Annotated in this window: 20 protein-coding genes and 2 tRNA genes; 10 read left to right on the top strand and 12 right to left on the bottom strand. The window is 64.4% G+C overall.

What is annotated here, in order from left to right:
* Positions 1-50 precede the first annotated feature (50 nt).
* On the bottom strand, positions 51-950 hold the full coding sequence (dapA, locus tag ACYVD7_RS09790) for a 4-hydroxy-tetrahydrodipicolinate synthase (RefSeq protein WP_460762312.1): 900 nt from the start codon (positions 948-950) through the stop codon (positions 51-53).
* A gap of 216 nt (positions 951-1,166) precedes the next feature.
* On the opposite strand from dapA, the gene ACYVD7_RS09795 reads away from it, so the two are divergent.
* The 5 genes from ACYVD7_RS09795 (at position 1,167) to thiD (ending at position 5,321) form a co-directional block, all read left to right on the top strand.
* Complete coding sequence (locus tag ACYVD7_RS09795) at positions 1,167-1,727, top strand: glycine cleavage system transcriptional repressor (protein ID WP_460762314.1); 561 nt, start codon at positions 1,167-1,169, stop codon at positions 1,725-1,727.
* Positions 1,728-1,822: 95 nt separating this feature from the next.
* Positions 1,823-2,293, top strand: coding sequence for a peroxiredoxin (locus tag ACYVD7_RS09800; protein WP_460762316.1), 471 nt, complete (start codon positions 1,823-1,825; stop codon positions 2,291-2,293).
* A gap of 130 nt (positions 2,294-2,423) precedes the next feature.
* Positions 2,424-3,821 carry a PhoH family protein gene (locus tag ACYVD7_RS09805; protein ID WP_460762318.1) on the top strand — a complete coding sequence of 466 codons (1,398 nt, stop codon included), beginning with the start codon at positions 2,424-2,426 and terminating at the stop codon, positions 3,819-3,821.
* A 5-nt stretch (positions 3,822-3,826) separates the two neighbouring features.
* The gene (locus tag ACYVD7_RS09810; RefSeq protein WP_460762321.1) at positions 3,827-4,501 is read left to right on the top strand and encodes a YoaK family protein; all 675 of its coding nucleotides are present in this window, start codon (positions 3,827-3,829) and stop codon (positions 4,499-4,501) included.
* A gap of 4 nt (positions 4,502-4,505) precedes the next feature.
* The gene (gene thiD / locus ACYVD7_RS09815) at positions 4,506-5,321 is read left to right on the top strand and encodes a bifunctional hydroxymethylpyrimidine kinase/phosphomethylpyrimidine kinase (RefSeq protein ID WP_460762323.1); all 816 of its coding nucleotides are present in this window, start codon (positions 4,506-4,508) and stop codon (positions 5,319-5,321) included.
* A gap of 77 nt (positions 5,322-5,398) precedes the next feature.
* On the opposite strand, the gene ACYVD7_RS09820 is transcribed toward thiD, so the two are convergent.
* The 9 genes from ACYVD7_RS09820 to ACYVD7_RS09860 form a co-directional block, all read right to left on the bottom strand.
* A tRNA-Arg gene (locus ACYVD7_RS09820) sits at positions 5,399-5,475 on the bottom strand.
* 63 nt (positions 5,476-5,538) lie between these two features.
* A tRNA-Ser gene (locus tag ACYVD7_RS09825) sits at positions 5,539-5,631 on the bottom strand.
* 60 nt (positions 5,632-5,691) lie between these two features.
* Complete coding sequence (gene csrA, locus ACYVD7_RS09830; RefSeq protein WP_460762326.1) at positions 5,692-5,889, bottom strand: carbon storage regulator CsrA; 198 nt, start codon at positions 5,887-5,889, stop codon at positions 5,692-5,694.
* Positions 5,890-6,038: 149 nt separating this feature from the next.
* On the bottom strand, positions 6,039-8,687 hold the full coding sequence (gene alaS / locus ACYVD7_RS09835) for an alanine--tRNA ligase (protein ID WP_460762329.1): 2,649 nt from the start codon (positions 8,685-8,687) through the stop codon (positions 6,039-6,041).
* A 214-nt stretch (positions 8,688-8,901) separates the two neighbouring features.
* Positions 8,902-9,399 carry a regulatory protein RecX gene (locus tag ACYVD7_RS09840; protein WP_460762332.1) on the bottom strand — a complete coding sequence of 166 codons (498 nt, stop codon included), beginning with the start codon at positions 9,397-9,399 and terminating at the stop codon, positions 8,902-8,904.
* Positions 9,400-9,473: 74 nt separating this feature from the next.
* Positions 9,474-9,668, bottom strand: a complete 195-nt coding sequence (locus ACYVD7_RS09845; RefSeq protein WP_460762335.1) for a YegP family protein — start codon at positions 9,666-9,668, stop codon at positions 9,474-9,476.
* Positions 9,669-9,721: 53 nt separating this feature from the next.
* A complete protein-coding gene (recA, locus tag ACYVD7_RS09850) occupies positions 9,722-10,753 on the bottom strand; it encodes a recombinase RecA (protein ID WP_460762338.1) in 1,032 nt (343 codons plus the stop codon).
* Positions 10,754-10,944: 191 nt separating this feature from the next.
* Positions 10,945-11,571, bottom strand: coding sequence for a transcriptional repressor LexA (gene lexA, locus ACYVD7_RS09855; protein WP_460762340.1), 627 nt, complete (start codon positions 11,569-11,571; stop codon positions 10,945-10,947).
* 64 nt (positions 11,572-11,635) lie between these two features.
* Positions 11,636-12,136, bottom strand: a complete 501-nt coding sequence (locus ACYVD7_RS09860; protein ID WP_460762343.1) for a CinA family protein — start codon at positions 12,134-12,136, stop codon at positions 11,636-11,638.
* Positions 12,137-12,269: 133 nt separating this feature from the next.
* Between ACYVD7_RS09860 and mutS the strand changes: the two genes are divergently transcribed.
* The 5 genes from mutS to ACYVD7_RS09885 all read left to right on the top strand — a co-directional run bounded on the left by mutS (position 12,270) and on the right by ACYVD7_RS09885 (position 19,105).
* Positions 12,270-14,909 carry a DNA mismatch repair protein MutS gene (gene mutS / locus ACYVD7_RS09865; RefSeq protein ID WP_460762346.1) on the top strand — a complete coding sequence of 880 codons (2,640 nt, stop codon included), beginning with the start codon at positions 12,270-12,272 and terminating at the stop codon, positions 14,907-14,909.
* 563 nt (positions 14,910-15,472) lie between these two features.
* Positions 15,473-15,895 carry a hypothetical protein gene (locus ACYVD7_RS09870; RefSeq protein ID WP_460762348.1) on the top strand — a complete coding sequence of 141 codons (423 nt, stop codon included), beginning with the start codon at positions 15,473-15,475 and terminating at the stop codon, positions 15,893-15,895.
* A gap of 42 nt (positions 15,896-15,937) precedes the next feature.
* The gene (locus tag ACYVD7_RS09875) at positions 15,938-16,372 is read left to right on the top strand and encodes a hypothetical protein (protein WP_460762351.1); all 435 of its coding nucleotides are present in this window, start codon (positions 15,938-15,940) and stop codon (positions 16,370-16,372) included.
* Positions 16,373-16,406: 34 nt separating this feature from the next.
* Positions 16,407-18,311: an alkaline phosphatase family protein gene (locus ACYVD7_RS09880; RefSeq protein ID WP_460762354.1), complete on the top strand. Its 1,905-nt coding sequence runs from the start codon at positions 16,407-16,409 to the stop codon at positions 18,309-18,311.
* Between the two features lie 194 nt (positions 18,312-18,505).
* Positions 18,506-19,105, top strand: a complete 600-nt coding sequence (locus ACYVD7_RS09885) for a DUF937 domain-containing protein (RefSeq protein WP_460762357.1) — start codon at positions 18,506-18,508, stop codon at positions 19,103-19,105.
* A gap of 259 nt (positions 19,106-19,364) precedes the next feature.
* On the opposite strand, the gene ACYVD7_RS09890 is transcribed toward ACYVD7_RS09885, so the two are convergent.
* Both ACYVD7_RS09890 and rplS read right to left on the bottom strand, forming a co-directional pair.
* The gene (locus ACYVD7_RS09890) at positions 19,365-19,775 is read right to left on the bottom strand and encodes an RNA-binding S4 domain-containing protein (RefSeq protein WP_460762359.1); all 411 of its coding nucleotides are present in this window, start codon (positions 19,773-19,775) and stop codon (positions 19,365-19,367) included.
* 195 nt (positions 19,776-19,970) lie between these two features.
* Positions 19,971-20,369: a 50S ribosomal protein L19 gene (gene rplS, locus ACYVD7_RS09895; RefSeq protein WP_460762362.1), complete on the bottom strand. Its 399-nt coding sequence runs from the start codon at positions 20,367-20,369 to the stop codon at positions 19,971-19,973.
* Between the last annotated feature and the right edge of the window lie 100 nt (positions 20,370-20,469).

Consider the following 20,469-nt stretch of genomic DNA (forward strand, 5'->3'; position numbering starts at 1 on the left):
TCTCCTACGGGATGCTATTTCGAAAGATGAGGTGGATCAGCTGACGCAGATCAGAACGCGTCGCGTCCGGCGGTTTCAAGTTCGCGCACCAGGGCTGCCATCGAATGGGCAGTATCGGAGTGCGCGCTGGAGAGTGACGTGAGCGGCAGGCGCAGGCCGTGGCCGATGCCCTGCAGGGCGAGCAGCGCCTTGACCGGGATCGGGTTGGACTCCACACCCATGAAATCGAACGCCGGCTGCAGGCGGTCATCCCACTTCTGCGCGACATCCTTCTTGCCGGCGCGGGCAAGATCGCACAAGCGACGCATCGCTGCGGGCAGCACGTTGGACGCCACCGAGATCACACCGTCGGCGCCAGCGAGCATCGCGCGGCAGGCTGTCGGGTCGTCGCCGCTGAGCACGCGGAAATCCGCGGACTTGAACTTCAGCAACGCGTCCATGCGTTCGGCGTCACCGCGCGCTTCCTTGATGCCCACGATGCGCGGATGGCCGCACAGCTCAGCAACGGTTTCCGGCAACAGGTCGCCACCGGTACGCCCGGGCACGTTGTAGAGCACGATGGGCAATGCGCCGTCATCGGCGATAGCCCGGTAATGCGCGACCAGGCCGCCTTGTGTCGGTCGCACGTACGGTGGCGTGACGATGAGCGCGGCATCGGCGCCCAATGCACCGGCGCGGCGGGTCTGCTCGATGGTCTTGGCCGTGCTGGAAAGGCCCGTGCCAGCCAGCACCGCGATGCGGCCGGCAACCAGCTCCACCGCACTGCGGAGGAGCAGGTCGAATTCTGCGTCGAACAGGGCCGCTGCCTCGCCCGTGGAACCGGCGACCACGATCGCCTGCGTGCCGCCGTCGAGTTGCTGCTGAAGCAGGCGATGCCACGCGTCGAGATCGAGTTCGCCAGCGGCGTTGAAAGGCGTCGCCAGCGCGGTAATGCTGCCGGAAAGTCGCAAGGGTGTGACTCTGAGAAGGTCGGTTGGCCGCCTAGCTTAGGGCTGGACGGGCGGCTGCGGGAACCTGCGAGGAAAAACCCGCGAGGAATAAGCAGAAAGTACACCGGAATGTTACTTGCGGCCTGAAACCGCGGGCAAGTATGCTGGCCAGGACCGCCCACAAGGCGGCCACTTTGCAGATCCGGGCTTCCCGCCCCCAAGACCTCAGGCGCCGCCTTGACCGATATCGCTTCCCGGCCGTCGCCGAACGAAAACCACCTCCTGATCAACGCCTATACGACGCATCCGGAGTCGCCACTGTTGTCGGTGACGCGCCGGATCACGGACAGCGGTTGCAATCTGGTGGACGCACGGCTGTCCACGGTGGGCCGGGATGTCTCCGTCACCGCGCTTGCCGTGGGGCCCTGGGATGCGGTCGCCAAGCTGGAGTCCGCGCTCACCCGCCTTGAGCGCGAGGAAGGCCTGAAGCTCAACTGGTACCGCACCGGCCCCAAGCAGGTGCAGTCCAACCTGCTGCCGTACATCGTGGAAGTCGTCGCCGCCGACAAGCCGGGGATTCTCTTCCAGCTCGCCGATTTCTTCGACCGCCAGGGCATCACCATCGAGAGCCTGCATTGCTCGCGTTACCGCGCGATGCAGACCGGCGCGGACATGTTTTCCGCCCAGGTGACCATCGGCGTGCCAGCGAGCATGCACATTGCTGCGCTGCGCGATGACTTCCTTGAGTTCTGCGATCACCTTAACCTTGACGCGATCATGGATCCGATGAAGTTCTGAGTAACGAGTTGTTGTCGTCCCGACGCAGCGAGGGATCTGCGTTCGGGAGCCACGGGCGAAACAGATCCCTCACTGCGTTCGGAACGAAAAGGCAGATGCTCGATACCGGCGACAAGATCCCCGATCTTCCCATCGCGCTTTCAAGTGGCAGCGGAGGCCGCCTCTCCGACTACAAGGGCCAGTGGCTGATACTGTATTTCTATCCCAAGGACAGCACGCCCGGCTGCACCACGGAGGGCATTGACTTCAACGCGCTGCTGCCGAAGTTCAAAAAGCTCGACGCCACCGTGCTGGGCGTCTCCCGCGATTCGATCAAGTCGCACCAGAACTTCTGCGCGAAGCAGGGTTTCAAGTTCGACCTGATCAGCGACGCCGACGAGGCGCTCTGCAACGCCTTCGGCGTGATCAAGCCGAAGAAGCTCTATGGCCGCGAGTACGTCGGCGTCGAACGCAGCACCTTCCTGATCAATCCGAAAGGCGTCATCGCCCAGTCATGGCGCCCCGTGAAAGTGCCCGGCCATGCCCAGGCCGTCCTCGACGCACTCAAGGCTGCCTCGACGAAGTGACCACACCGTATCCCAATGCCTCCACCACCCCGCCCCGCGGGCTTGTGGTGGCCTGTCCGTGCCCGGCCTGCCCCTACCCGGCCTGCTCCTACCCGAACACCTCCACCGCTGCAGTCGCCAGGAAAACATGATGACCCGAAGCAAGCGCATCTACGTCCTCGACACCAACGTGCTGATGCACGACCCCACCGCGCTGTTCAAATTCGAGGAACACGATGTCTTCCTGCCGATGCAGGTGATCGAGGAGCTGGACAACGGCAAGAAAGGCAACACCGAAGCCAGCCGCAATGCACGCCAGGTCAGCCGCTTCCTCAACGAGCTGATCGAGAACCAGGGCACCCGCTCGATCAACGAGGGCATCACCCTCAACCGCCCGCAGGGATTGCAGCTGCGCGGCGAGCAGAGCATCGGCAGGCTGCGCTTCCAGACGCGCGACTTCGACTCGGGCAAGCGCTTCGGCGCGGTGATCCCGGACAACCACATCCTGGGTTCGATCCTCTCGCTGAAGGAAGCCGAGCCCGGCGTGCCGGTGGTGTTCGTTTCCAAGGACATCAACCTGCGCATCAAGGCATCGATAGCGGGCATCGACTCGGAGGACTACGAGAACGACCGCGCGCTGGACGATTTCAGCCTGCTCTACACCGGTTCGACCGCGCTGTCCGCGGATTTCTGGCAGGTCTATGGCAAGGATCTGCGCTCGTGGACGGAAAAAGGCCGCACCTTCTACGAGATCCGTCGTAACGAAGATGACGACTGGTATCCAAACCAGTTCCTCTACCTGCCCGGCGACGAGGAAGCCGAGATGAAGGTGGCGCGCATCGAAGGCGACCGCGTCATCCTGCAGATCGTCGACGACTTCCGCCACAACCAGCATGCCGTGTGGGGCATCACCGCGCGCAACCGCGAGCAGAACTTCGCGCTCAACGCGCTGATGGATCCGGAGATCGACTTCGTCACCCTGCTCGGCACCGCGGGCACCGGCAAGACGCTGCTCGCGCTGGCCGCGGGACTAGCGCAGACGATGGACCAGCAGCGTTACCGCGAAATCATCATGACCCGTGCGACGGTGAGCGTCGGCGAGGACATCGGTTTCCTCCCAGGCACGGAAGAGGAAAAGATGACGCCGTGGATGGGTGCGCTGACCGACAACCTGGAGGTGCTCACGCACAACCCGGAAGGCGGCAGCTGGGGTCGCGCGGCGACCAACGACCTGCTCGCCTCACGCATCAAGATCCGTTCGCTCAACTTCATGCGTGGTCGCACCTTCCTGAGTCGCTGGCTGATCCTGGACGAAGCGCAGAACCTCACGCCGAAGCAAATGAAGACGCTGATCACGCGCGCCGGTCCGGGCACGAAGATCGTGTGCCTGGGCAACGTCGAGCAGATCGATACGCCCTACCTGACCGAGACCACGTCTGGCCTTACCTATGCGGTCGACCGGTTCAAGGCTTGGGGACACAGCGCGCACGTCACGCTTCGCCGCGGCGAGCGTTCGCGCCTGGCGGACTACGCTTCGGAAGTGCTGTAACCGCGTTGGGAGTGCAGCTGCCGCGCTGGGTGTGGGTTGGTGCAGGCTCGTTGGCCTGCATCGCCGGCATGGTCAACGTGGTCGGCTACCTGGGGTTCGAGCACCAGGCGGTCACCCACCTCACTGGCACGACCAGCCTGTTCGCAGCGGCCGTCGCAGGCGGCGATTCACGCAGCGCGACGAACCTGCTGGGCATCGCCCTCGCCTTCATGGCGGGGGCGACCCTCAGCGGCATGATCATCCAGGACAGCACACTGAAGCTGGGGCGAAGGTACGGCGTCGTGCTGACCATCGAATCCCTGCTGTTGCTGGCCGCCGTGCCGTTGTTCAAGCACCAGCAGATCGCCGGCGCACTGCTGGCTGCAATGGCGTGCGGATTGCAGAATGCGATGGCCACCACCGTGAGCGGCGCGGTCGTGCGCACGACACACCTGAGCGGAATGTTCACCGACCTGGGCATCGGCCTGGGTCACGCGCTACGCGGACTACCGCTGCCTCGCCGTCGCCTGGCCCTTTGCGGCCTCATCATCAGCGGGTTTCTCACTGGCGGCATCCTGGGTGCGCTGCTGTTCGGTCGTATCGGTTACGACGCTTTGCTGGTTCCGGCCTTCGTCACTGGCGTTACCGGCGTCGCGTATGCCCTCTATCGACACTGGCATCCAGCAACTGACGCACAATGAGGGCATGCACCAAGCCCACACGTCCCTCCTCTGCGCCCTGACCATCGCCGGATCCGATTCGGGCGGCGGCGCCGGCATCCAGGCCGATCTGAAAACCTTCGCCGCACACCGCGTCCATGGGCTGAGCGCCATTGCCGCACTGACGGCGCAACACACGCGTGGTGTCACCGCGGTAGAGGTTCCCTCCGTGAATTTTCTGCGCGCGCAGATCGACGCCTGCTTCGATGATTTCGACATCGGTGCGGTGAAACTGGGAATGCTGGCGCGAGCGGACGTCATCAATGCGGTTGCCGACGCACTGGAACGGCATCGTCCCCGGCACATCGTGCTGGATCCGGTGATGGTCGCCACGTCCGGCGCGCGCCTGCTGGAACCCGATGCACTCGACGCGCTGCGCTCGCGACTGTTGCCACTAGCCACCGTGATCACGCCCAACCTGCCCGAAGCCGAGCTGCTGCTGGGCACGACCATTGACGACCACGATGCAATGCGCGATGCCTGCATGGCGCTGCGACAACGCGGCGCGCGCGCCGTGCTGCTGAAAGGCGGCCACCTCCCCGGCACGGGCGATGTCGTCGACCTGCTTGCTGACGCGATTGGATTGACGACGATTTCGCATCCGCGCCTGCGGCTGGAAGCCCACGGCACGGGATGCACATTGGCCTCGGCGGTGGCGGCGAACCTGTGTCTCGGCCATGCATTGCCAGCCGCCTGCCGACGCGCCGCCGACTACGTTCACGCAGCGCTGCTGGGAGGCTATCGGCCGGGACGTGGCGACGTGGTCGTGCTCGACCATTTCGGTGCAGGCGGAGTTACCTGAGCGGCTGGCGCAACGTTGTTGTCGAACGCCAAAAAGCAGAAGGCCGACGATTTGATTCGTCGGCCTTCTGCTTTGTATGGCGCGCCCGGAAGGATTCGAACCTCCGACCCCCAAGTTCGTAGCCTGGTGCTCTATCCAGCTGAGCTACGGGCGCAAAGACTAGAAGCGGAATTATGCAGATGTTCCACAAGCTCGTCAAACAATTGAGCTGGAAAACTGGCGGAGACTGAGGGATTCGAACCCTCGATGGAGCTTTTGACCCCATACTCCCTTAGCAGGGGAGCCCCTTCGGCCACTCGGGCAAGTCTCCGCGACATAACTACGCGGGGCGCAGAGCATAGCGGCTCTGCGCATGCACGGCAAACATTTCCTAGCCGGCGTCGTCCTTATGCTCGGGAGCACCTTCTCCGCGCTGGATGCGCTGATAGATTTCCTCGCGATGGACCGCCACATCCTTGGGCGCGGTAATGCCGATGCGCACCTGGTTGCCTTTTACGCCCAGGACAGTGACCGTTACCGAGTCACCGATCATCAAAGTCTCGCCGACGCGACGCGTCAGGATAAGCATGTGAATCTCCTCATACCGGCCAACCTCGCCGGCAACGCCCAATCCACTTGGACGCCTTACTTCCAAAACAACGCCAGACCCTACGACCCAAACAGCGATCCTAAAGTTCAGCGCCCCCTGTTCTAAGTTCTACGCAAAACTTCCCGCGATCATGCCAGCTTTTGGGCGACCCAGTCCGTGACGCCCGCCAGCGCTTCAGACAACTTCGGACCATCTTCACCGCCACCCTGGGCCATGTCGGGGCGGCCACCGCCCTTGCCATTGACCTGGTTGGCTATGTGTGACAGTAGCTCCCCGGCCTTGACCCGGCCAGTGAGGGAATCACTCACGCCAGCAACCAACGCCGCCTTGCCATCCACGGCACCGGCCAGCACCACCACGGCATTGCCGAGCTGCTGCTTGAGCCGGTCGACCGCTTCGCGCAGGGCCTTTGCGTCGAATCCCTCCAGTCGCGCCGCCACTACCTTGGCTCCACGGACATCGACAGCGGAGCCGGCCAAATCGGACGTCGCTCCCGAGGCCGCCTTCGCCTTGAGGGACTCGAGCTCGCGCTCCAGCTTTTTCTGGCGATCCAGCAGGGCGCGCAGTTTTTCCGCGATGTCGGCGGCGCTTCCGCCCAGCAGGCCGGCGGCTTCGTCGAGTCGACGCTCCTCGTCGGTCACGTAGTCCAGGGCGCCTTGCCCGGTGACCGCCTCGATGCGGCGAACACCAGCCGAGACACCGCCCTCGGACACGATCTTGAACAGACCGATGTCGCCGGTACGGTTGACGTGGGTGCCGCCGCAAAGCTCTGTCGACGTGTCGCCCATACGCAGGACGCGGACCCGCTCGCCGTACTTCTCGCCGAACAGCGCCATCGCGCCGAAGTCGAGGGCTTCCTGCATGTCCATGTGATGTACTTCGACGCCGTGGTTCCGGCGGATCTCGGCGTTCACCTGGCGCTCGATCCGCGCGAGTTCGCCGGCGGTCACGGACTGGAAGTGCGCGAAGTCGAAGCGCAGGCGATCGGGCGCGACCAGCGAACCCTTCTGGGTGACGTGGGTACCCAAGGCGTCACGCAGTGCGGCGTGCAGCAGATGGGTGGCGCTGTGGTTGAGCACGGTCGCGGCACGACGGACAGCATCGACCGCACCCAGCACATGGTCGCCACGCTTGAGCGTCCCGGCCATGAGCGTGCCGACATGGCCGTGGAACTGGCCCGCGAACTTCTGGGTATCCCGCACGACGAAGCGGGTCCCGGCTTCATCGATCTCGCCGGTATCGCCGACCTGGCCGCCGCTCTCAGCGTAGAACGGAGTGCGGTCGAGGATGACGATGGCTTCATCACCAGCGCCGATCGCATCAACGGGCTTGCCGTCCTTGAGCAGTGCGAGGACCTCGAGACCGCCCTCAGTCAGCTTTTCGTAGCCGAGGAACTGCGTCGGCTGCAATTGCGCGATCAGCTCAGCCGGCATGGCGATGCCACCACCGAACTTGCCCGCGGCGCGCGCGCGTTCGCGCTGCTGTTCCATCAGGCGCTCGTAGTCCGCCATCACGCTGGCGGGCAGCTCGCTGCCCTTCTCGCGCAGGATGTCGGCGATCAGGTCGGGCGGGCAGCCGTAGGTGTCGTGCAACTGGAACAGCTGTTCGCCATCGATGCTGCCGCCGGATGCGGCGAGATAGCCGTCCAGGCGCTGCATGCCGGCGTCGAGCGTCGTCGCGAATGCGGCTTCTTCGGCCTTGAGGGCGCGCTCGACGAGTTCGCGCTTCTGGATGAGTTCCGGATAGGCGTCGCCCATCGCCTCCACAAGCGACGCGACCATGCGCCAGAACGTTCCCTCGCTACCTAGCGCGCCGAGCTTCCAGAAGTGGCGCACCGCGCGGCGGATGATCCGGCGCAACACGTAGCCGCGGCCTTCGTTGCTAGGCAGCACGCCGTCGACGATCAAGAACGAGCACGCGCGGACGTGGTCGGCGATCACGCGCAACGACTTGTGTTCCAGGTCGCTGGTGCCTGTGATCGCGGCGGCGGCCCTGATCAGGTGCTGGAACAGGTCGATTTCGTAGTTGCTGTGCACGTGCTGGAGCACGGCGGCAAGGCGTTCGAGGCCCATGCCGGTGTCGACGCACGGCGCCGGGAGCGGCACGAGCGTGCCGTCAGCCTGGCGGTCGAACTGCATGAAAACGTTGTTCCAGATCTCGATGAAACGATCGCCGTCTTCGTCAGGTGAGCCCGGCGGACCACCGGCGATATGCGCGCCATGGTCGTAGAAGATCTCTGTGCACGGGCCGCAGGGACCGGTGTCGGCCATCTGCCAGAAGTTGTCCGACGCAAACGGGGCGCCCTTGTTGTCGCCGATGCGGATGATGCGCTCGGGCGGAAGGCCCACCACCTGGTTCCAGATGTCGAAGGCTTCGTCGTCGGTGTGGTAGATCGTGACGAGAAGCTTGTCCTTCGGCAGCTTCCACGTGTCGGTCAGCAGCTCCCACGCCCAGACGATGGCGTCCTTCTTGAAGTAGTCGCCGAAGCTGAAGTTGCCCAGCATCTCGAAGAACGTGTGGTGGCGCGCGGTATAACCGACCTGGTCCAGGTCGTTGTGTTTGCCGCCGGCGCGTACGCAGCGCTGTGAACTGGTGGCGCGGGTGTAGCTGCGCTTCTCCGCTCCGAGGAACACGTCCTTGAACTGCACCATTCCCGCGTTGGTGAACAACAACGTCGGATCGTTGCCCGGCACCAGCGGGCTGGACGGGACCACCGCATGGCCCTTGGAACGGAAGAATTCAAGGAAATCGCTACGGATTTCGGAAGTGGTTTTCATGCCGGGCGGGAATCCAGAAGGCTGGGGCAGGCCGCGAGCGACCCTCCGATGCAGCCAACATGGCGACGGAGAGCCGAGCAGACAACCCAAAACGGGAAGCCCTCTAGGTTAGCAGGCAGGGTCGGCAAGGTGACTCGAGACCCGCCCGTTCGCCTTTCCCGCCGTCCCGGCGCCCTCCCTCCCGGCAACGACCGCCCGGGCGGCTCAGCGGCGGCTACAGATCCGACCGGATTACGGCTCGGATGATGTCGCCCTCGAACCCGCGTCGCACCAGGAGATCCGCGGCCTTGCGCCGCGTACCGAGATCAAAGGCGGCGACTGGGCCGTAGCGCCGACGGACGAGGTCGGAGGCGATTTCGGCCCAGTCGCCATTGAAAGTATCCAGAGCGGCGGCGATGGCATCACGCTCGAGGCCGTGGGTTGCCAATTCGGCACGGATCCGTGCTGGGCCATACCCGCCAGCGACGCGGGCCCGGACCAGGCTCTCGGCAAAACGACCGTCGCTTTGCCAACCATCCCGCGCAAGCTTTGCCACGGCCACCTCCACCTCGGACGCATCCACGCCGCGCGAGGTGAGTTTTCGCGTCAACTCCTTCCTGGAGTGCTCGCGCCGGGTGAGCAGGCCCAGCGCCCGCTGCGTAGCGGTGGCTGGGGCCCGCCCACGTCGCCCGGACTTCGCATCAGGGTCGGCAGCGGCATCTTCATCAGTCACGCAGGAACCTCCCGGAGTCCTCGGCACGGCGGCACCGAGCCTGTCGCGAGCCGATGCGCCAGCGGACCGGGGACTCAAGTCCCCCGGACCTCCTCTACAGGCGTCATGGCATTCGCGCCCTTCACCAAATCGATGCCGTGCTTGCAGTCGGCCTTGCTGAAATAACCTTCGGCGCTGTCGGCGATTGTTCTGCCATTGGAAGCCACCAGCCGCCAGCGCCAGACCTGCGAAACCAGCGCTGTGTCAGACGGATAGATTTCGAACTTCATGCTCATTTCCTTATGAGTGGGATATTCCTGAGTTATGGGACCTGCTCGAAGCCTCAGTCGTCGGAGTCTTCAACTTCCTTGCGAGGTGCGTCTGCCGGCTGGAACTTCTCACGCAGCGACGCCTCCAGTTGGACCGCCAGCGCCGGGTTGTCCTTGAGGTACTGGCGGGCATTTTCCTTGCCCTGTCCGATGCGCTCGCCGTTGTAGCCGTACCACGCGCCGGACTTCTCGACCAGTTTGGCCTCCACACCCATGTCGATCAGCTCGCCTTCGCGCGAGATTCCTTCGCCATACAGGATCTCGGTAACGACCTGCTTGAACGGCGGCGCCATCTTGTTCTTGACGACCTTGATCCTCGTCTGGTTGCCGACGATCTCGTCGCCCTTCTTCACCGAGCCGATGCGACGGATGTCCAGGCGGACGGAGGCATAGAACTTGAGCGCGTTGCCGCCGGTAGTGGTTTCCGGACTCTGGCCCGGCATCATCACGCCGATCTTCATGCGCAACTGGTTGATGAAGATCACCATGCAGTTGCTGCGCTTGATGTTGCCGGTCAGCTTGCGTAGCGCCTGGCTCATCAGGCGGGCTTGCAGACCCGGAAGCTGGTCGCCCATCTCGCCTTCGATTTCCGCCCGGGGCGTCAGCGCGGCGACCGAGTCGATCACGACCATGTCGACCGAATTGGAGCGCACCAGCATGTCGGCGATTTCCAGGGCCTGTTCGCCGGTATCGGGCTGACTGACCAGCAGGTCGTCGACGTTGACCCCCAGCTTGGAGGCGTAGGTCGGATCGAGCGCATGTTCGGCATCGATAAAGGCGCAGGTGCCGCCGGCCTTCTGACACTGGGCGATGGTCTGCAGGGTCAGCGTGGTCTTGCCCGAGGATTCCGGGCCGTAGATTTCAACGACGCGGCCCTTCGGCAGCCCGCCGATGCCCAGTGCGAGGTCCAGCATCAGCGAGCCGGTGCCGATGACCTCGACGGGCTCGGAGACCTGGTCGCCCATGCGCATCACGGTGCCCTTGCCGAACTGCTTTTCGATCTGGCCCAGGGCAGCGGAGAGGGCGCGCTTCTTGTTCTCGTCCATCGTGGCGGTTCCTTAGTCGTGTTTGTGTGCGTTGGGATCAGGCTATCGGGTGCGTATCGCAGAGGCTGAGACGCAGGGACCTGGCGATAAAAAAATCTACTGCGCCGGCCTGATCGGAGTAATGGGAGGAATCCGCACCGCAGCGTCGGAAAAACCTGAATCGACTGCCTTCGTGCCGGGTTCGTGCGCTTTCATCGATTCGGCCGCACCAGACCGCAGTACAGACCTTCGATGGCGAAGTCCTGGTCCGGCAGCACTTCAATGGGGGCGTAATCCGGATTGCGCGGCAGCAGACGAATGCGGTCCTTGCCGATCTTCAGCAGCTTTACGGTGATTTCATCGTCGATGCGCGCCACGACTATCTGGCCGCTGCGCGCATCGCCGGTGCGATGCACGCCGATCAGGTCGCCGTCGAAAATGCCTTCGTCGCGCATGGAGTCGCCCTTGACCTTCAGCAGGTAATCGGGGGCGGGGGCGAAGAAGTTCTTGTCCAGCAGGACATAGTCATCGGCCTCCAGGTCGGTGCCGGGACCGATCGGGGCACCGGCGGCGACCCGGCCCAGCACCGGCAGACGCACGGCGTCATCGTTGGCGGCAGGCCGGAGCGAGGACTGGGTGAGGCGGATGCCACGCGCCTGCCCGGGCACCCGCTGGATGGCGCCGGCACGTTCCAGTGCCTCCAGGTGGTACTGCGCCGCACGGACGCTGCTGAAACCGAAGGCCGTCGCGATCTCGGTCTGCGACGGTGGCACGCCCTCGCCTTCGATCCGCTCGGTGATGAGGGCCAGGATGGCGCGCTGGGTGTCGGTCAGGTTCATTAGTAGCAATACTACTAACGACCTTTTCCGGAAAGCAAGCCCCCCCCAAGGCTGCCTGACGCTTTCAGCCGGCCAGACGCATCAATCCCTGCAATGCCGTGGCCACCGTCTGCCGCCGCACGGCTTCGCGGTCGCCGGCAAAGTGAAAGACCTCGGCCGTCGCGTAGCCGCCGCGACGCTTCCACGCCACCCATACCGTGCCGACGGGCTTGTCGGTGGTTCCGCCGGAGGGCCCGGCGATTCCGGTCACCGCAACGGCGAGGGTGGCCCCCGAATGCACCAACGCCCCAGACACCATCTCCAGGACCGTTTCGCGGCTCACCGCGCCGTGGTGTTCCAGGGTCTCCGGACGCACGCTGAGCAGCGCCTGCTTGGACTCGTAGCTGTAGGCCGCGATGCCGCATTCGAACCACGCGGATGAGCCGGCAACGTCAGTCAGGACCTTGGCGATCCAGCCGCCCGTGCAGCTTTCGGCAGTGACCAGGCTGTGATGGTTGGCCTGGGCAAGGCTGCCCAGTTGCTGGGCAAGGTGATGGAGGTCGGAATCGGAGGCGGTTTCGTTCATGTGCGCACTCTAGCCGGCATGCGCCCGAGCCGACACACCGGACAAACACGGCGGCGGCCTGTTCCACGGCTCGACCGGTCGGTCGATCTGTCATCATTCCGCGCTGCAAAGCGCCCGCAGCGCCCAGGAATCGATGGACAGCAAGCCCTCCGCAACCGGCAGTGCCCCTGCCGCCGAACACACTCCCCTGATGAAGCAGTTCTTCGCCGCCAAGGCGGAGCATCCGGACGTGCTGCTGTTCTTCCGGATGGGCGACTTCTACGAGCTGTTCTACGACGACGCACGCAAGGCCGCGCGACTGCTCGACATCACCCTGACCCAGCGCGGCAATTCCGCCGGCCAGCCGATCCCGATGGCGGGCGTTCCACACCACGCCTACGAAGGCTATCTCGCACGACTGGTCGCATTGGGCGAATCCGTCGCGATATGCGAACAGATCGGCGACCCCGCGCTGAGCAAGGGACTGGTCGAACGCAAGGTGGTGCGCATCGTCACGCCGGGCACGGTGACCGACGAAGCGCTGTTGAACGAACGCCGCGACACGCTGCTGCTGGCGGTCGCGCGTGGAAAGCAGGGTTACGGCCTGGCGTGGGCCGATCTCGCCGCCGGCCGGTTCCTGGTCAACGAAGTCGCCAGCACCGACGCACTGGAAGCCGAACTCGCCCGCCTTGAACCCGCCGAAACACTGATCGCCGACGAAGACGGCTGGCCGGATTTCGTCGCCGAACGCAATGGCATGCGTCGCCGCGCGCCGTGGCTGTTCGATGTCGACAGCGGGCGGCGCCAGCTGCTGCGCTTCTTCAACCTGCACGACCTGTCCGGATTCGGGATCGACGATAAGCCGCTGGGCATTGCGGCCGCCGCTGCCCTGCTCGGCTATGTCGAAGAGACCCAGAAACAGCGCCTGCCGCACCTGACGTCGATCGCGGTCGAGTCCGGCGACGGCGCCATCGCCATGAACGCCGCCACGCGTCGGCATCTTGAGCTGGACACGCGTGTCGATGGCGACACCCGCACCACCCTGCTGGGCGTGCTGGACAGCACCATCACGCCGATGGGCGGACGACTGCTGCGCCGCTGGTTGCACCGGCCGCTGCGGGATCGCACGACGCTGCGCCATCGCCACCACGCCGTAGCGGCTTTGGTGGAATCGCGTGCCGGCGATGAACTGCGCGAGACCTTCCGCGCGCTCGGCGACCTGGAACGCATCCTCTCGCGCGTCGCGCTGCGTAGTGCGCGTCCGCGCGACCTGTCCACGCTGCGCGACGGACTGGGATTGCTGCCGGCCGCGCGGGCGTCGCTGGCGACGCTGGATTCCCCGCGCCTGCGCGAGCTCGCCGATGAACTGGGTGAGCACGCCGAACATGCACATCTGCTCGCTTCGGCAATCGTGCCGCAGCCCCCGGTGCTGGCGCGCGACGGCGGCATCTTCGCCACCGGTTACGACGCCGAACTCGACGAGCTGCGCACGCTTTCGACCCATGCGGACCAGTTCCTCATCGATCTGGAGGCACGCGAGAAAGCCGCCACCGGCATCGCCACGCTCAAGGTCGGCTACAACCGCGTCCACGGCTATTACATCGAGATCAGCAAGGGCCAGAGCGACAAGGCGCCGACGCACTACACGCGCCGCCAGACACTGACTGGCGCCGAGCGCTACATCACCGAAGAGCTCAAGCAGTTCGAGGACAAGGTGCTGTCCGCGCGCGAACGCTCTCTCGCCCGCGAACGCCTGCTGTACGAACACCTGCTGGATGTCCTCAACGAACGACTCGAGCCGCTCAAGCGTTGCGCGTTGGCGTTGTCCGAACTGGACGTGCTCGCATGCTTCGCCGAACGCGCGCAGTCGTTGGACTGGTCGCAGCCGGAATTGACGAACGAGGCCGGCATCCGCATCGAACGCGGCCGCCATCCGGTCGTGGAAGCGGTGCGCAAGGAGCCGTTCGAGCCCAACGATCTGCTCCTTCACGACGACAACGAGCCCGGTAAAGGCAGCGGCAACAGCCGTCGCATGCTGGTGATCACCGGACCCAACATGGGCGGCAAGAGCACCTACATGCGTCAGAACGCGTTGATCGTGCTGCTGGCGCACATCGGCAGCTTCGTACCGGCGTCGCGTGCGGTAATCGGCCCGATCGACCGCATCCTGACCCGCATCGGTGCCGGCGATGATCTGGCGCGCGGGCAATCGACCTTCATGGTCGAGATGAGCGAGACGAGTTACATCCTCCACAACGCCACCGCGCAGTCGCTGGTGCTGATGGATGAGATCGGCCGCGGCACGTCGACCTACGACGGCCTCGCACTGGCCGAAGCGTGCGCGCGGCATCTGGCCCACGACAACCGTGCCTACACGCTGTTCGCCACGCATTACTTCGAACTCACCGCACTCGCCGAGCCGGGCAGCGGCATCGCCAACGTGCATCTGGATGCCGTCGAGCATCACGACAAGGAACGCGGCGACACGCTGGTGTTCATGCACGCGGTGAAGGATGGACCGGCAGATCGCAGCTTTGGTTTGCAGGTCGCGGCGCTGGCGGGATTGCCGAAATCGGTGGTGAAGCAGGCGCGTGGTCGCCTCGCCGAACTGGAACAGCAGCAGCGCGATGCGCCCACGCCAGCGATGACACCGACAGCACTGGATCAGCCGCAGCAGTTCGGACTGTTCTCCCCCAGCTCCGCCGCACTGGATGCGCTGGTGGCGATCGATCCCGACGAGCTCACGCCCAAGCAGGCGCTCGAAGCCCTGTACCGCCTGAAATCGCTGCAGTAGCCGATACTTCACCGCGTGCAGCTCACCGACGGGTGAGCTGCACGACGTTGTCCGCCGCCCCCTTGCATCGCATGCCACGCGCGTACTCGGCCGACACATGGCATTGCGCTCGAACGCGCGCTACATTGGCCTCCGGCGCAACGCCGAGGAGTTTGCAAATGCAACGGACCTGCATTCCATGCGGCATATTCCGCGGGCGCGGAAAGCCTCGCCCGGCTTCACGCGCCTGGCACGTCCGCTCCAACGCGGCTCCGTATCGGCTACGCCTCATTTCGCACTGAAGCATCGACATCCCCGGTGCGCGATTCCCTGCGCATCGCTCACTTGGTGAGCGGCACCTGATTGGGCAACAAGGAAGTTCCCGAAACCGTATCCGGCCTGCGGCCGTGCAACGAAAGGAGTCCCGCTTGCGACACGCGCTCAACGGCCTCGACAGGCCAGCTTCCGCTCCCCGCACCCACTAACCACGCACTGCGCCACCTGGACAACGCACTTGGTGCCGCCTCGCAACGTCCGCAAGCCGACCACGTGCACCTGTCACGTCACCAATGGAGAAGGAACCCATGCCAACAAACATCAACATCCAGAACTCGACCGATACCTCGCTGAGCCTGTCGACCGGCGTGCTACCCCAGCTCAGCGACAGCTACTGGGGTATCAACAGCGCCACTGCCGGCGGAGATTCGAAGACACAGGTCCTGTGGATGGACCGCAATGTCGGCATCACCGACGGCGACGTATGGGTATTCACCACGTCGTTCGAGTTCGCCGGAACCGTCATCCAGTTGCAGGAATCCCTCACCGGCACCCGTTCGAGCAGCGACATCGAGATCCGCATCGTCGCCGGCGCGCAGAACAGTGGCTGGACCGCCGAGAACACCTCGCTTCAGTTCACAGGCAGCGATGGCAACAACTACCAGCTCAACGGCACCTTCTTCCTCAACGGCACCTACGACGACGTCACCTACTCCCTCATCCCGGTCTGAACTTCACCTCGCCCGATCCACCCATCGCAAGGAGCAAGCGAAATGACTACTACTGTCCTGGTCCAGCAGATTGTCGGTGCCACGCTGTCCGTGGCTTCGGCAGTCGAACCCAGCCTCAGCAGCGACTACTGGTCCGGCCCGTCCAGCCCGGTCAGCGTGCCCGATGGTCCGCAGATCGAAGCCCTGTGGATGGATCGCGATGTCGGCATCAAGGAGGGCCATGCATGGGTCTTCACTTCCAGCGTGGACGTCGGTGGCACCGCCGTACTGCTGCAGGAACAGGTCATCGGCACGGCGCTGAGCAGCACGATCGCCATCCAGGTACAGGCAGGTGGCCAGTCCACCGATTGGCAGCAGGACAACGCCGCACTCAAGTTCACCGCGCAGGACGGCAACAGTTACCAGGTCACGGGAGAGTTCTACCTTCCGGCGGGCTCGGACTACGACAACGTCCTCTACTCGATCCAGCCGGCCTGAATCCGGCCCGCGAACCAGCAAGGAGTGCATCGCGATGCCCAGCACCATCTACGCCAGCAATGATCTTTCATCCGACCTGTCCGCCAGCACCCAGATTTCGCCGGCACTGGGCAGCGAATACTGGTCCGATCCCACCAGTGCCACCGACCTTCCTGTCGGTGGCGGACAAACCCAGCTCTACTGGGTCGACCGCAACGAAGGCATCACCAACCACGACACCTGGATCATCACCAGCACCGTGACCATCGGCGGCACCGCCGTGCTGCTGCAGGTCCAACTGGTAGGCACCTTCGCTAGCAGCGACATTTCCGTGCAGATCAGCGCCAGCGGCAACAACACAGGTTGGCAGACGGGAAACGCCCAGCTGAAGTTCACGGCCGCCAGCGGCGCGGTCTACAACGTCACGGCGACATGGATCTCCGGCACCTACGACGACCTGGTCTTCGCAGTCACGCAGTTGCAGAACACGATCCTGCCGCAGATCGAGCACGTCGTCGTCCTGATGAACGAGAACCGCTCGCTCGACAACCTGCTCGGCTGGATCTATCCCACCGGCACTTCGCCTTCGCAGTTCCTGCCGTCGGGCTCAACGCAGGCCTATGACGGACTGCTCGACAACACGTATTCCAACAGCGATCCCAACGTGAACAACGGCCAGCCCGTGTACGCCAGCAACGGCACCACGCAATGGATGGAAGGCAGCGACACGATCACCGAGTGGTTCGTGCCCAGCCCCGACCCCGGCGAGGAGTTCGATCACGTCACCACGCAGATCTACGATGGCGGCACCACCGCCAACATGAGCGGTTTCCTGACCGACTACCTGACCCAGGAAGAGACCACGGCCGCCGAACAGATCATGCAGTCCTACAGCACCAGCCAGCTGCCGATCATCAGCACGCTGGCGCAGTCGTTTGCGGTGTCGGATGCGTGGTACGCCTCGGTGCCGAGCCAGACCTGGCCCAACCGCGGCTTCCTGCAGACCGGTTCATCGGACGGCAAGGTCAACAACGACGACTACATCCCGTGGGACATCACGACCATATTCGACGTGTTCACCAATCAGAACCTGTCGTGGATGGTCTACAACGACGGTGCCCTTCCCTCGCTGACCAAGGTGATGTTCCTGGGCAAGTACATCACCAACACGACCAATTTCAGCGGCATCAGCGAGTTCCAGGCGGCCTGCGCGCAGCCGGCGAGCGCGCCGGCCAACCAGAAGTTGCCGACTTTCAGCTTCGTGGAGCCCAACTTCGGCGTGAAAGGCAACGACGAGAGCTATCACCCGCCGCATGACGTTCGGCCGAGCGAGCAATTCCTCGCCAACATCTACAACGCCATCCAGCAGAGTCCGTACCGCGACAACATCCTGTTCGTCGTGCTGTTCGACGAGCATGGCGGTACCTATGACCACGTCCCGCCTCCCGTCGGCGCACAGCCTCCGTCGCCCGGCGCGGTGTCCACTGACGGGTCGAATTTCGACTTCGACCGTTTCGGCGTGCGCGTGCCTGCGATCGTCGTGTCCTCCTACGTGACGCCGGGTACCGTGTTCCGCAGCGACACCGGCGTGCCGCTGGACCACACCAGCGTGCTGGCGACACTGCGCGACTGGCTCGGTCTGACCAGCACTTTCCAGAGCATGCTGCCCAGTCCGCGCATCGCGGCAGCACCCAACCTGGCTTACGTCCTGACCGAAGCGAACGCGCAGAGCTGGCCCACCCTGCCCGCTCCGCCTGCGAGCCTGCTCAGCATTCCCGAACCGTCCGATGACATGCCGTTGAACGGCGTGCAGAAAGGCATCCTGATCGGCGCCGCGGGCGTGGCCCGGGGACGTCCCTACACGCCGGAGGAAACACGTGCTGCCCTGACGACGCTGCAGACCCATGGCGACGGTCGTGCCTGGATCGACGTCAAGCTCCAAGGCAGGTCACTGAGGTGAGGTCGCACTGGTCCGGGGCGGCACTGAGTGTCGATCCGGATCGGCAACAACCCCGTCGACAACTCGAACAACCTCGTAATCGGAACGAACCCTCAATGCCCACTTGGCGATCCGCGTGACGAGAGACCTGACAATCCAGTCACCTCGTCGGAGTACGATCAGGCCTCTCCAATGACAAGGCTGGACGAAACGCCATGAACGCTTCCCTCGCTGACGACCTGCTCAACCAGCTCCAAGGTCCGCAACTGGCCCAGATCAGCCAACAGCTTGGCGTGTCCGAATCGCAGGCCTCCGGGGCTGTGTCGGCGGCACTGCCGCTTCTGTTGGGCGCCCTGGGCCGGAACGCGAGCCAACCGCAGGGCGCCGAGGCGCTGTTCGGTGCGCTGCAGAATGACCACGCCGGTCTCGACATCGGCAGCGTGCTCGGGTCGGTCCTCGGCGGCGGTGGTCAGGGCGCGCAGATCCTCGGGCACATCTTCGGTGGCCGCCAGAACAACGCTGCCCAGGGCCTGGGCGCCGCTACCGGGCTGGGAGGCGCGCAGGCGAGCTCGCTGCTGCAGATGCTCGCACCGATCGTGCTTGCCTACCTCGCCAAGCGGATGTTCTCGCAGGGCGGCGCGAGCACGCCGCAGGCGTTGGGACAGGTGCTGGGTCAGGAACACCAACAGATCCAGCAGCAGGGCGGGCTCGGCGGCGGATTGCTGGGCGCGGTGCTCGATCGCGATGGTGACGGCGATGCGGACTTCTCGGACCTGATCGGACTGGCCGGCTCCGTGTTCGGCGGGCGTCGCTGAACGAAGCCAACGCAAATTTCCGCTAATGCAAAACGAAGGCATCCGTCGGTCCTGACGGGTGCCTTCTTCGTTTGGCCTGTGTTCGTTCTTGCCGGGCTCGTGTTCAAGCGCATTGCAGCATTTCGCGGGCGCCCCACGGAGCGGCGGCGCTCGAAGCTCGAAGCTCGAAGCTCAAAAAAATGATTCCGCAGCACCGGCGACAAGATCAAACCGACACTTGCGTCATCGCCACACCGCCCGACCGTGCGATACGCACGCCCTAACTTGCGTCGATATCACCCAAAGCGCGGATCAGGCGGCGGGCACGTTTGTCGGGCTTGCTCTCGGGCGCGCGGTAGCCGGCACGCTGTGCGGCACGTTGCGCGCGCTCGGCTTCGCGACGCTGGCGCGAGGTTTCGGTTTCGACGTACAACGCTTGCGCGGCGCTGGCGGGGCCACGCACCACGCTGAGCGATTGCACCTCGACTTCGAATATCTCCTCACCGCGCGCGATTCTCAGAGCGTCACCGACGCGGACACCACGCGATGGCTTGGCGCGCTGCCCACCGACATCGATCTTGCCGGTTTCGATAGCCTGCTTGGCCAGCGCGCGCGTCTTGAAGAAGCGCGCAGCCCATAGCCACAGGTCGAGGCGGGCACTTTCGGACGCGGGAAATGGAACGTTCGTCATCAGCCGCATTATCCACCCACGTGGATAGCAGGCTGCCGAGCCGGCTGCCTTGCACGAAACCCTGGAAGCGACGCAGTCAGTTGCCCGGCTTGGATGGCTGCATCCGGAAACATCGGAAGCGAGCCCCGAAAAGCAAACGGCCGCCTTTTTAGGGGCGGCCGTCGCGGCGCATGTGCGCCTGGGTACTGCGGGACCTTACTTGGCGGCAGCGTCGGCCTTGGCCTTGGCGTAGGCAGCCAGGTCTTCCTTGATGCGGGCCTTCTTGCCTTCCAGACCACGCAGGTAATACAGCTTGCCGGCGCGGACCTTACCGCGGCGCTTCACTTCGACCGAGTCGATGATCGCACTGTGGGTCTGGAAAACGCGCTCGACGCCGAAGCCATGCGAGATCTTGCGCACGGTGAACGAGGAGTTGAGACCGGCGTTCTTCGTGCCGATGACCACGCCTTCATAGGCCTGGACGCGTTCGCGGTTGCCTTCCTTGACCTTCACGTTGACGACGATGGTGTCACCCGGGCCGAAATCCGGCAGCTGGCGCTGGATCTGTTCGGCTTCGAAATTCTGGAGGAGCGTGTGGATCGAGGGCTTGTTCATTGGAAAATGCCTGTTGTGCTTTGCCTGTTGGAATGGTTGTAGCGCGAGTGCACGTGGACCCGCGTCTGGCTTTTTCAGCTCTATTGGGTACAGCAGGTGG

This window comes from Lysobacter fragariae (assembly GCF_054779775.1).